11 protein-coding genes are annotated in these 12,569 nt (G+C 61.3%); 1 reads left to right on the forward strand and 10 read right to left on the reverse strand.

Features of this window, described 5'->3' with window-relative positions:
* From EKK30_RS04035 to EKK30_RS04080, 10 genes are all read right to left on the reverse strand, one after another.
* Positions 1-968, reverse strand: a 968-nt coding sequence (locus EKK30_RS04035; RefSeq protein ID WP_290980859.1) for a HisS family protein, incomplete at its 3' end; no start/stop codon positions are given.
* 120 nt (positions 969-1,088) lie between these two features.
* The gene (locus EKK30_RS04040; RefSeq protein WP_290980652.1) at positions 1,089-2,270 is read right to left on the reverse strand and encodes a GNAT family N-acetyltransferase; all 1,182 of its coding nucleotides are present in this window, start codon (positions 2,268-2,270) and stop codon (positions 1,089-1,091) included.
* 148 nt (positions 2,271-2,418) lie between these two features.
* Positions 2,419-3,186, reverse strand: coding sequence for an adenosylcobinamide-GDP ribazoletransferase (cobS, locus tag EKK30_RS04045; RefSeq protein WP_290980657.1), 768 nt, complete (start codon positions 3,184-3,186; stop codon positions 2,419-2,421).
* On the reverse strand, positions 3,183-4,235 hold the full coding sequence (gene cobT, locus EKK30_RS04050) for a nicotinate-nucleotide--dimethylbenzimidazole phosphoribosyltransferase (protein ID WP_290980659.1): 1,053 nt from the start codon (positions 4,233-4,235) through the stop codon (positions 3,183-3,185). The genes cobS and cobT overlap by 4 nt, the downstream gene beginning before the upstream one ends.
* Positions 4,232-5,596: a glycolate oxidase subunit GlcF gene (gene glcF, locus EKK30_RS04055; RefSeq protein ID WP_290980662.1), complete on the reverse strand. Its 1,365-nt coding sequence runs from the start codon at positions 5,594-5,596 to the stop codon at positions 4,232-4,234. Before glcF ends, cobT begins: the two co-directional genes overlap by 4 nt.
* A gap of 26 nt (positions 5,597-5,622) precedes the next feature.
* Positions 5,623-6,846: an FAD-binding protein gene (locus EKK30_RS04060; RefSeq protein ID WP_290980665.1), complete on the reverse strand. Its 1,224-nt coding sequence runs from the start codon at positions 6,844-6,846 to the stop codon at positions 5,623-5,625.
* A gap of 13 nt (positions 6,847-6,859) precedes the next feature.
* Positions 6,860-8,332 carry an FAD-linked oxidase C-terminal domain-containing protein gene (locus tag EKK30_RS04065; protein WP_290980667.1) on the reverse strand — a complete coding sequence of 491 codons (1,473 nt, stop codon included), beginning with the start codon at positions 8,330-8,332 and terminating at the stop codon, positions 6,860-6,862.
* Between the two features lie 162 nt (positions 8,333-8,494).
* On the reverse strand, positions 8,495-8,911 hold the full coding sequence (locus EKK30_RS04070; RefSeq protein ID WP_290980670.1) for a hypothetical protein: 417 nt from the start codon (positions 8,909-8,911) through the stop codon (positions 8,495-8,497).
* A 126-nt stretch (positions 8,912-9,037) separates the two neighbouring features.
* The gene (locus EKK30_RS04075) at positions 9,038-10,420 is read right to left on the reverse strand and encodes a glutamate--cysteine ligase (protein ID WP_290980673.1); all 1,383 of its coding nucleotides are present in this window, start codon (positions 10,418-10,420) and stop codon (positions 9,038-9,040) included.
* A gap of 99 nt (positions 10,421-10,519) precedes the next feature.
* On the reverse strand, positions 10,520-11,266 hold the full coding sequence (locus EKK30_RS04080) for a 16S rRNA (uracil(1498)-N(3))-methyltransferase (RefSeq protein ID WP_290980676.1): 747 nt from the start codon (positions 11,264-11,266) through the stop codon (positions 10,520-10,522).
* A 126-nt stretch (positions 11,267-11,392) separates the two neighbouring features.
* On the opposite strand from EKK30_RS04080, the gene ubiA reads away from it, so the two are divergent.
* Complete coding sequence (gene ubiA, locus EKK30_RS04085) at positions 11,393-12,355, forward strand: 4-hydroxybenzoate octaprenyltransferase (protein WP_290980862.1); 963 nt, start codon at positions 11,393-11,395, stop codon at positions 12,353-12,355.
* The last annotated feature ends 214 nt before the right edge of the window (positions 12,356-12,569 follow it).

The following is a 12,569-nucleotide window of genomic DNA, read 5'->3' on the forward strand; positions in this document are numbered from 1 at the left end:
ACCGAGCCAAAGCGCACCGGCTTGCCGTCATCGCCTTTGACTTCGAATGTCAGCTCGGCTTCGAACACCGGCCCGGTGTAATATTCGAGACCGCGGACCACCGTCTGATCGAGCCGAATGCGATTGCTCTCGTACCCTGCCGACGCGCAAATCTCCTGCAGTTTCAAGAGATCTTCCGCGCCTTCGCGGAACGCAGAATTCGCAGCACTGTCGGCGATCGGCTTTTCGAGAAATCCGATGACCTCCGCCACCTGTGCGGCTGTTAGATCCGCACCCTTGGTGAAGTCGCCGCTATCGTCCTTGCGCCCCTTACCGAGCAGCTGGGAAACGCCTTCGATGCCCAGACGATCGAGCTTGTCTACTGCCCGCAAAACCGTGAGGCGGCGTCCTGCGCTTTCATCGCCGGCTAGACCAATTGTACTGAGCAAGCCGTCCAGCAGCTTACGGCTGCTCACCTTGATCACGTAATCGCCGCGCTTGACGCCCAGCGCTTCGAGCGTGTCCGCCGCGAGCATGCACATCTCCGCATCCGCGGCGACGCTCTCGGCTCCGACCGTATCGGCGTCGAACTGCATGAACTGTCTGAAGCGGCCCGGTCCCGGCTTTTCGTTGCGATAGACATTGCCAAACGCGTAGCGCCGAAACGGCTTCGGCAGCGACTGGAAATTCTGCGCGACATAGCGGGCGAGCGGCGCGGTCAGGTCATAACGCAGGCTCATCCATTGCTCGTCTTCGTCCTGGAAGGAGAAGACCCCGGCATTCGGCCGATCCTGATCGGGCAGGAACTTGCCGAGTGCGTCGGTATATTCGATCGCAGGTGTTTCGAGCGCCTCGAACCCATAGCGCTCGTAGACCTCTCGGATCCGCGCCGTCATGTCGTGGAGGCCCTTCAGCTCCGTCGCCTCGATATCGCGAAAGCCTTTCGCGAGGCGCGCTTCGGGGCGCGTGGGGGTATTCGCTTTGGACATGACGAGGTACGGAAAACCTGATGGCAGATAAAAAAGTTGCCGAGACACCTTTTCGGGCGTCCGGCGCGCGAGCCCGGGTTATATCGGATCGACCCGTACGAGGAAAGTCGGCCAAATCGCTCAAAAACGGGGCGGCAGCATTGCCCGAAGACGCGGCAAAGCCGACTTCAGGCGGCTATTGGTGACGCGGCGGCCGAATTGATGAAGGACGGCCGCCGGCAGGGCTGCAACGTCCTGGGCAATAACCAAGTCGTAGAGCGGCACCGGCGTCGATCCAAAGCCGTGCGGCAGGGGATTGGACCGGCATCCCATGTCGAAGCGCCGGATGCCTTCCCCCGACAGCGACCTTACCGTCTCGAGCACAATCAGCCGGCCGGGCGAAAGATTGCCCCAGCGCTCGCCTGCCGTGGAGATGCGGAGCATCGTGAAGGTCTCGGCGTGAACCAAACCCAGGATTGTCGCAATCGTCTCGCCGTTGGCCTCCAGCGCAAAGAGCGCGGCGATGCCGGCGTCAGACCCATCGATGGCGATGCGCTCATAGAACGGGCTGATGCCCGGCACCGCATTCTGATACCTGCCTTCGTGAGCGGAGCGCCAGTGCGCCTCCTGCTCTTCCATGATAGAAAAAACTCGCGCGATCTCATCGGCGGTCGTGGCGCGATAAAGGCGCGCGCGGCCCCCGCTCTGCCAAAGGCGATGGCAACGCTCGTAGTCCTTGCGATACTTCTTGCCGATACTGTCCAGATATCTGTCAAAGCCCTGATCGACGACGAGCTGATGTCCCGCCTCTTGCGCCGGTGTGCATCCGAAAAACGCGATGAGCGGGTTGTCGCGATCGCCGATTTTTTCCGGCATTCGCTTCAGACGAATGAGATCGACATCGCGCAACGCGTTTCGGATTGAACGCCAAGCGCGGCGGATCATGCTGGGGCTGGCGGACGGCATGAAACCGAGCAACGGTGCGCCGTAATCCGATACACCGAAATCTGGAAAGCTCGCCACCCGTAGCAAGCCCTCGCGCCCGATCGCCAGTGGCAACGCAATTACGACCTTACCACTTCCCCGATCAGTCACGACCACGAGGCAGGGTATCGCGCCAGATCCGGTCGCGAGTTCTTCGTAAAGGACAGTCAGCCAATCGAGCGATTGAAACGCGGTGAAAACGAGATCTCTCTCTATGACTTCGAGAGCGGCCAGCACATCGTCGGCGCCATCGAAGACTTCGACAATGAAAGGCGAGCCGCGGAGCAATCCTGCCCGCTGCTTGGCGTGTCCCGCATTCAAAGGAACGCTGCTCGCCATTTCGCCGTCGCCTACGCAAAACAAACCGGGCGTTGCGAATAAACCCTATCCCGATGACAGAACCATCGCACCGTCGCAGCTATCGTTCAAGAAAACCGATAGCGGTACCCGTACGCCCCGCGCTCCGAACCGTTCGCGCCTGCGAAATTCAACCTGGCCCGGCGATCATCGCCGCTGCCATCGCAATGAAGGTTGCCTCGTAAATTTGCTCTACAGCACCTAGGATATCGCCGGTATAACCGCCGATTTTTCGATGCGCGAACAGCGCCATGCCTGCCGCAGGCACGAATGCGGCAACCGTCGAAGCGGCGAAAATTCCAGCGTTCATCACGACCAAACCCATCGCAAAAAACGATGCAACCGCCAGGACGAGTTCCATCCCCCTCATGCGTACGGGCGAGCGACTGACCTTGACGTTGTCGCCGCCAGCGTAGGGGAGAGCCGTCATCGCTAGAACGGCGGCGAGCCGTCCGCCGGTATAGGCCGCAATCAAAACACCAATGTTCGCTACCGGACCGATCGCGTCGAGAGAGGTTGCCTTCAACGCAAGAACCGCGACGATCGCGAGCACGCCGTAAGTCCCGATACGACTGTCTTTCATGATTTGCAGGCAGCGTTCGCGGTCTGCGCCGCCGCCCAACGCGTCCGCCGTATCCGCTAAGCCGTCTTCGTGCAGGGCGCCGGTTAATAGTACGGAGGCAATGAGGCCGATCACGATCGGCACCGGCGCTGGAAACACGGCTGCAGCAACCGCTATAACCACGCCAGTAGCCCCGCCAATGAGTGCACCGACCAGCGGCATATATTTCGCACATCGCGGCAGCCAGTCTTCGGGGAAGGGCTCAATCCGCTTGATACGAATGCGCGTCAGGAATTGCAGCGCGATGAGGAAGAGCCTCATCTCATACGCGATCATGCCGGATGTTCACCCGGCAGATCCGCCATCTCGCGCAGCATCAATTCGGCGGCCCGCACAATCGGGATAGCGAGAGCCGCACCGGTTCCTTCGCCCAGCCGCATCTGCAGCTCGAGCAGCGGCTGCACGCGCAGATGATGCAGAAGCGCGGCGTGACCCGGCTCGGCCGAGCAATGCGCAAACACGCAATTGTCGAGCGTTCCAGGATGCAGCGCCTCTGCTGCGATGGCGCCAGCCGTGGAAATGAACCCGTCGACAACAATGACGCGTCCTGCTGCGGCAGCAGCCGTCATCGCACCGGCCATCATCACGATTTCGAAGCCGCCGAATTGGCGCAGAACTTCAAAGGTACGCCCGGCTTCGGTCGAAGGTCCGATCGCAGCGCGAGCAAGTGTTTCCCTCAGCACTTCGTACTTGTGTTCCAAACCGAGCGCAGGTGCGCCAGCGCCAGGACCGACGAGCGTTCTGAGGTCGATCCCCGTGAGTGAGTGCGCGATGACAGATGCCGCGCTGGTGTTGCCGATGCCGATCTCGCCGTAACCGACGATGCCGATGTTCGACTCACCGAGCCGCGCGTCGAGTGCTCGGCCCGCATCGATCGCGGCCTTACATTGCTCGACGGACATGGCCGGTTCGCGGCGCGCATTTCTGGTGCCTGGCCCGACCCGATAGTCGATCATCGCCTCATGGTGAGGAAGCGGCGCCAGCAATCCAGCGTCGACAAGCTCGACACGGACACCCGAGGCGCGCGCCAGGACGTTGACGCCAGCGCTGCCGGCAAGAACCAACTTTGCGATCTCTCCGGAAACGACGGAAGGATAGGCTGTCACACCCTCTGCCGTAATGCCGTGGTCACCGGCGAAGACCATGATCCGCGCTTCGCCGAGATCCGGCGTCGTGGTGCCCGCTATCAATCCAATTTGGACGGCAAGCTCTTCAAGGCGGCCGAGCGAGCCCACAGGCTTTGCTTTGCCGCGAATGTGCGCTTTGATCTTGTCGCTGAGAAGGGCGCGCGATTTGGTGCCTTCGGATGCGATACTCGTACTCATGCCCCGATATAATCCTCAACGCTGTGCTTCGGCTGCGGAACGTCAGTCGAATACTTCTCGAGATGCTCGATGCCCGGCGGCACCGGCCCGCCATGCGCCCAATCGAGAAGCTCGATCGTATGAACGACGGGAATCTCGAGCGCTGTTGCCAACTGCGTGATGCAGCCGATGTTTCCGGCCGCCACCACATCCGGCTTCAATGACTTGATGTTCGCGGCCTTGCGGTCGCGAAGAGCGCTGGCGATCTCGGGCTGCACGATATTGTAGATGCCTGCCGATCCGCAACACAGATGCGCCTCTGGTACGTCGAGTACGGTAAAGCCGGCCTTCTTCAGCAGCGCCTTGGGCGGCGCGGTAACCCTTTGCCCATGCTGAAGCGAGCAGGCGGCATGGTAGGCAACCTTGAGGCTGGACCACCGTTTCGGGGCGCCGATGTCGTACTGATCCAGGAACTCGGTGACATCCTTGGCTAGCGAGGAAATGGTCTTGGCGCGCTCGGCATAGTCGGGCTCATGCTTGAGAAGATGACCATAATCTTTGACCGTCGTTCCGCATCCCGACGTATTGATGATGATCGCGTCAATTCCGCCCTTGGCGATCTCCTTGCTCCAGGCGTCGACATTTACCTTCGCCGCCGCGATCGCCTTGTCCTCATACCCTATGTGCTGACTGAGCGCCCCACAGCATCCGGCACCGGCCGAAACCACCACATCCACGCCGCCACGGGCGAAAAGCCGGATCGTCGCGTCGTTGATTTCCGGCCGCAGCACCTGCTGCGCGCAACCCGCCAGCATGATGACGCGACCCGTGCGCACGCCGGTCGGCGAGGCCGTACCCGGGCCTTTGAAGCGCCCGGAATGCACGCCATTGAGGGGCGCCAATTCGGCCATCGCTGCAAGCTCGGGAAATTTCAGCGCCCGCAGTGTGGGCGCCATTCGCCTTCCGAGTGGAGCGACCCTCAGCATCCACCGAAACCGGCGCGGATAAGGGACGATCTCAGTTAGCGCACGGCGAATGAGCCTGTCCTTCAGGCTTCGATGCCCAGTTTTCTCGATATGCTTTCGCGCCACTTCGACCAGATGCATGTAGTCGACGCCGGAAGGACACGTCGTCATGCACGAAAAACACGAGAGGCAACGATCGATGTGCTTCGACACTTCGGGCTTCGCGTCGAGCCCCTTCTCCAGCATGTCTTTGATCGCATAGATGCGGCCGCGCGGGCTGTCGCGTTCGTCCCCGAGCACGACGTATGTCGGACAGGTGGCGGTACAAAAACCGCAATGAACGCAGCGGCGAAGAATGCGCTCGGCTTCCTTCACATCCGGATCGTTAAGCTGCTCACTCGTGAAGTTGGTTTGCATTGCGCCAGGTTGCCGGGCTTCGGTGTCTAGAGGTTGGCGTACATGCGCCCGCGATTGAAAAGGCCGCTTGGATCGAACGCCGACTTGATACCACGAGTCAATCGTTCGATCTCAGGCTTCAACGGCTCGAAGACGTCGACGTTGCCGCGAACTTCGGGTTCTGCCCGGATCAAAGTTGCATGACCGCCGCGGACAGCCACCGCTCGGCGCACGTCGGCGGCGCCGGCATCGGCAGCAGCTGGAACTTCGAGCCAGACCATGCCGCCGCCCCAATCATAGAACGCGACCGCCGGCATGAACTTTTGGATCGCAAAGACGATGTCGGCTGCTTTCGTGGGCAGCGTCGAAATACGCCACAGCGCCGTATCCGTCGAGAACGGCATGACCGAAAGGGATCGGAACTCGCTCCACAGACTGAAACTCTCTTCGGAATCCAGTTCCACCGGTGTTCCGTAGACTTTGAGCGCAGCCTTCAGCTTTTCCTTGCGCTGCTCGATCGCGCCCGCGAACGTTTCGAGACGCAGAAGTGTCAGCGGCTGGTCGATGCCCTTGAGCTTAGGCGTGCGAAGCCGAGCGGCACAGTTGCGCGGCAAATGCACCGCCCCAGAAACTTCCAGTGGCGTCGACATCGCAATGTTCAAAGCTTCGACGGCGAGATCATCGGGAAGTCCGCCGAACGCCAGTGTCTGCATCGTCTGCGGCATCGGCGCGACCTTGAACGTCACTTCCGTAATAACCGCAAGCGTACCCCAGCTGCCGGTCAAGCCACGCGCGACGTCAATGCCTGTGACATTCTTCATCACGCGGCCGCCGGATTTGAAAAGTTCGGCCCGGCCGTTGATCGCACGAACGCCGAGAAGATTATCACGAGCGCTGCCGGCGATGATCCGCCGCGATCCAGAGAAATTCGTCGCGAATACGCCACCGATCGACAACGCGCCGCCGGGAGCGCCCGTGGTTGGCCCGAGATCTACCGGCTCGAACGCAAGCATTTGGCCGCGCGCCGCCAGCACCGCCTCGATCTCATAGAGCGGCGTCCCGGAGCGGGCTGACATCACAAGTTCCGTCGGCTCGTAAAGCGTGATCCCCTTGAGGCCCGAGGTCGTCAGTACGACGTCAGCTTTCGCGGAACGTCCGGCATTACGAAGAGCGCCATGCCCGACGACCTCGATCGCGCGTTTGTCGCGCGCGAGCTTGGCGATCATGGACTGCAACTCCCACTCGGCTGCGGGACGCCAAAGTTCGCTCACGTCGCGTATTCTCCTAGGCGGCTTCTGGCGTGCTGGCAGCGTTTCCTGCCCGCATCGCGTCCGTGAAGGCGAGCGGAAAGACTTTCGCCTGATTGAGGCGCCACGTCGGGTCGAACACCGTCTTGATCCGCATCTGCACAGCAAGATCCGTCGGCGTGAACTGCGTCGTCATCAGTTCGCGCTTTTCGATGCCGACGCCATGCTCACCCGTAAGACAGCCGCCCAGCTCGACGCACAGCTTCAGAATAGCCTCACCGGCGGCTTCGGCCCGTTCCGCCTCTTCAGGATTGTTCGCATCATAAAGGATTAGCGGATGCAGATTGCCGTCCCCGGCGTGGAATATATTGGCGACCTTGAGCCCATACTCTGCACAGATTTGGTTGATGCGCGTGAGACAGTGCGGCAGCTGAGCCAGGGGAATAGTGCCGTCCATGCACAGATAGTCGGCGACGCGTCCGATCGCGCCGAATGCTGCCTTCCGCCCCGCCCAAATGCGCGCGCTCTGATCGGGGTCCGCGCTGATCTTGATGGTCTTGGGATCGAACTGCGCCGCGATCTCGGCGACCCGTCCGAGGAGAACACCGATCTCGCTCTCCGACCCCTCGACCTCGACGATGAGCAGGGCCTCGACGTCGAGCGGATAGCCCGCGCCGGCGAACGCCTCGCACACTTCGATCGCCGCCCGGTCCATGTATTCGATCGCCACGGGAATGATGCCGGCCGCGATGATCGCCGACACGCAGCTTCCGGCAGCTTCCGGCGAACGAAAGCCGATCATCATCGGCCGGGCTCCTTCCGGCGATGGCACGAGCTTCACCGTCGCCTCGGTGATGACGCCAAGCTGGCCTTCCGATCCAATTACGTAGCTCAGCAGATCATACCCGTTTCGCTCGAGCAATGATCCGCCGATCTCGACGACAGTCCCGTCGATGAGGACCATTTTGACGCCAAGCACGTTGTGGGTGGTCACGCCGTACTTCAGGCAGTGCGCGCCACCGGAGTTCATCGCGATATTGCCAGCGAGCGAGCAGGCGAGCTGTGATGAAGGATCGGGGGCATAGAAGAAGCCGGCCTTCGCCACCTGCGCCGAAATCTGCAGGTTTGTGATTCCCGCCTCCACGCGGGCAATGCGATTGGCGTAGTCGAGTTCGATCACGCGATTCATTTTCGAGATGCAAAGCACGATCGCGTCTTCTGTCGGCAGCGAACCGCCGCATAGCGAAGTGCCGGCCCCACGCGGGACGACCTTGATATCGTTCTCGTGGCAATACTTGAGGATCTTGGAAACTTCTTCCGTCGTGCGCGGCAGCACGACCAGCATGGGCACCCGCCGATACGCGGTGAAAGCATCCGATTCGTACGCCCGGCGCCCCTCCTCATCGACGATGAGCAGATCTTGGCCGACCCGCGCCTTTAGGCCCTCGATCAGGATCGGCAGACGCCTGATGACGCCGGCATCGGGCTCAGGCAGCTCGATATGCGGCATCGTATTCGCTCTCCAAATTCGAAACCTTGGGTGGTGGTTGAGCTGCGCTGAATGCGCGTCGGAAACGCTCCACCAACCCGCTGCTCAACAGCGTTAATCATCCTGGCACGTGTCTTCGCAACCGGCAATATGCGCTTACGAGACCGGAGCGATCATCGGTCGTTACGGTCCGCGACGCTCAAACCCTCCAGGACCACCGAGCCAACGCTGGCCAGGACCGCGGAAGTCCCGCGGGGGCCCGTGCATTTCCGGCGGAACCCGACCTTCGGGAGGACCGCGCATGTCGACGGGCGGGCGCATGTCCCGCCGATCGCCGAACTCACCACGGTGATCGCGCCCTTCGCGTTCCCGCGAGAACCGCCCGGCAGCGAAACACTGGCTGATGCAGGACTGCAGTTGCGCATCGCACCGCGCCGAATACAAAAGCTTGGCGGCCATGCGGCAGCCGTTGTGCTGCGATCGGCACGAGTCGGCGCACGGATCGGCCTGTGCTGCCCCCGCCGACATAGCGAGGACGGCGAGGAAGGCAGCGAACGCCATTCCCCAAATTCTCGTCGACGCAAATGCAGTCAGAGACACGTACCGCCTCCTCATACCGGATTGTGGTGCTGGGCGGCTGAGCCTGAGCAAACGCGGGAAGCTAGTGCCAAAAGCCTGAACGTGGGCTGAACCGAGGGTGACCCGCAGGCGGAATCCAGCAGCAGATCAGAACGCAAACTGTTCAAAGATATGATCAATGTTGCCGTGCCACTCCCCCGAATAGCGCCGCAGCAGCTCGTCCGATACCGTGTGGCCATTGCCCGCGATCTTCTCAAGCGGGGCCAAATAAATCGTTTCGTCCTGGTTCTTCGCGTTGATGCGCTCGCGATTTTTAAGTCCGAGACGGGAGATGCGCAGGACTTGGCGGGCAATATTTCGCACGCTCGTGTTTCGGAACGGCGTCGCCAGCGCCGTTTTCGGAACGGCAGCCCGAAGTTCGTCACGCTCCGACGCCGTCCAATCGCGTACGAGCTGCCAAGCTTGGTCGAGGGCTTCTTCGTCATAAAGGATGCCGACCCAGAACGCGGGAAGAGCCGTGATCGTCCCCCAGCGACCGCCATCGGCTCCGCGCATTTCTAGAAAGCGTTTGAGGCGGACTTCAGGAAAAAGCGTGGTGAGGTGATCCGACCAGTCATCGATGGTCGGCAATTGCCCCTCGAAGCCCTTGAGGCGTCCCGACATGAACTCGCGAAACGATGCTCCGGCAACATCGATGTAATTGCCATCCCGATAGACGAAATACATGGGCACATCGAGCGCGTAATCGACGTAGCGCTCATAGCCCATGCCGTCCTCGAACGCGAACGGAAGCATGCCCGTGCGCCGCTTGTCGGTATCGAGCCAGACCTCGCTGCGCATCGATTGAAAGCCGTTCGGTCGGCCTTCCGTGAAGGGTGACGAGGCAAACAGCGCGGTTGCGATAGGTTGCAGCGCCAGCGACACGCGGAGCTTCTTCACCATGTCGGCTTCGGACGCGAAGTCCACATTTACCTGGATGGTCGCCGTGCGGTACATCATGTCGAGCCCGCGGCTGCCGACGGTCGGCATATACCGCGTCATGACTTGGTAACGCTTCTTCGGCATGTGCGGGATCTGATCGAGACGCCACTTAGGCGAGAACCCGACGCCAAGAAATCCAATGGCTAGACCTTCGCCGACGCTGAGAACTTCGCGCAGGTGCTCGTCGGTCTCGGCGGCCGTCTGATGTAATGTTTCCAGCGGTTCGCCGGAAAGCTCGAATTGTCCGCCGGGTTCGAGGCTGATCGTGCCGCCCTTCTCGCCCTCCGGACGTTTCAGGGCGATGACGTTTTCGCCTTCGTTGATGGCGACCCAGCCGTAGCGCGCGATAAGCTTCTCCATGAGCGCGCGTATTCCATCCGGACCGCCATAGGGTACCGGATCCAGCGTGACGGTGCGGAACACGAATTTTTCGTGCTCGGTGCCAATGCGCCAATCGGCTTTCGGCTTTTCGCCGGCAGCGATCCACCGCACGAGGTCGTCGCGCGACTCGATTGATGCGCTTGCAGCACCTTGTTCCCGTGTCGACATGCCGAGCGGCCAGCCTTCCCAATTCGACGCGAGGCAGCGCCCGCGGCCTGAGCCTTATGACGAGGAGCAGCGGTTACGGCAATAGGGCGGCAACTGCGGTCAGGGCCGCCGCCAGTCGCCAAGCGTCGCGTTGACGAGGGCGAGGATGGCGACCGCGGCGGTATCGGCGCGCATGATTCGCGGGCCGAGCGAAATCGGCACCACGAACGGTTGCCGGATCAGACGATCCCGTTCCCTAGTTGAAAAACCCCCTTCCGGCCCGAGCAGCACCGCCAATGGACCAGGCTCCATATTCTGCAGGGTAGCGATCGGATCGGCTTTCTGCTCCTCCTCGTCGCAATAGATAATTCGCCTCTGAGCGTTCCATCCGTCGAGCACATCGTCGAGCTTGTGCGGGGCCTCGACATCGGGCACCCGGAGAATGCCGCATTGCTCGGCCGCCTCGATGACATTGGCGCGCATCCGCTCGCTGTTAACCCTCTCCGCAATCGTCCGTTCGGTGATCACGGGGCGGAGGCGCGCCACCCCCATCTCCGTCGCTTTCTGAACGACATAGTCGAGCCGGGTGCGTTTGAGCGGTGCAAAGAGATAGTCAACGTCCGGCCCGGGCTCCTGCGCACGGACCCGATCGCCGATGTCGAGCGAGCCGCCACGTTTGTGGGTCTCGGCAAGTGTCGCAACCCACTCGCCGTCCCGGCCGTTGAAAACCAGGAGTTTGGACCCGAGCCGGAGGCGAAGGACGGCCGTCAGATAGTGCGCCTGGGGAGGTGCCAGATCGACGCGCCGACCCTCCCCAAGGTCCCCGTCAACAAACAAACGTTCTGAGGTCAAGTCGCGTATGGCCATCCGGCGTCTTTAGCGAAGCCCGGTAGACAGTCAAACCCTCTGCCCTAATTTCCTGACCGGCTGATCTTATTGCTTCAGAAAGCATGGCCGGATAGGTCTCTGCGAACAATGAAATAGGTCATCATGATGGGTGCCGACATATTGCCCAAGCCTGCTCAGAGCATCGCCGATGCCGCCCCGTCGAACTGGGTCGACCGCTGGGCTCCGCTTGCCTTGCAACCCTATCTGCGGCTTGGCCGCTTCGACCGCCCCATCGGCACGTGGCTCCTGCTCTTCCCCTGCTGGTGGTCGATGTGTCTCGCACAGGTCAACTCGGCCGAGCATTACCCCAACTTTTTTTACCTTATCCTCTTCGCCATCGGCGCTATGGCAATGCGCGCATCCGGCTGCGCCTATAACGACTACGTCGATCGCGACTTCGACGCCCGCGTCCAGCGAACGGTCGGACGACCACTTCCTGCAGGCCAAGTTACACCCGGCGCCGCGCTCGGCTTCGTGGTCGTGACCGCTTTGATCGGGCTCCTCGTGCTTATCAACTTCAATAGCTTCACCATCTGGCTAGCGATTGCGTCGCTGCTCATCGTAGCTGTCTATCCCTTCGCCAAGCGCGTCACTTCCTATCCTCAGATCGTGCTCGGCCTGGCGTTCAATTGGGGCGCGCTCGTCGGGTGGGCGGCAATTAAGGGCTCCATCGGGCTTTCGCCCCTGGCTCTTTACGCCGGCTGCGTATTCTGGACGGTTGGCTACGACACGATCTACGCCCACCAGGACAAGGAAGATGACGTCCTTCTGGGTCTAGGCTCTACGGCGCTCAAATTCGGCGAGGATACGGTGTCGTTTGTTGGTGGCATGTATGCGCTCGCGGGCGTCATGTGGCTCATCGCGGGCGCGCTAGCCGGGGCCCATCTCGTATACTTCCTCGCCGTCGTCCTGGTATTTCTTCAAATGTCCTGGCAGGTGGCGACACTGGACATCGACAATTCCACCAATTGCCTTTGGCGGTTCAAGTCGAATCGCGACGTGGGGCTGGCGCTCTTCCTAGGCCTCGTAGCGGATATGGCGCTTTCCTGGTTCGCGGGCCTCAATTGAGGCCCAAAACAACAACGCAGCCCGAGGAGGGACAACCTCGGGCCGCGCTGAGCACTCACTGTTGACGTCTTCGAGCCGCTTGAACGGGCAATTACGTGGAAGACTATCAGATTGTTCTTCCGATCGACTTAAGAAATAGCGTAAACAAAGGCTTACCGCCGAAACTCGTCCTTGCCCCAACGGAAGGGCGGTTTTGCGCCGTTGACGGCCCATA

Source organism: Hyphomicrobium sp., assembly GCF_003987855.1.
Taxonomy (GTDB): Bacteria; Pseudomonadota; Alphaproteobacteria; order Rhizobiales; family Hyphomicrobiaceae; genus Hyphomicrobium_B.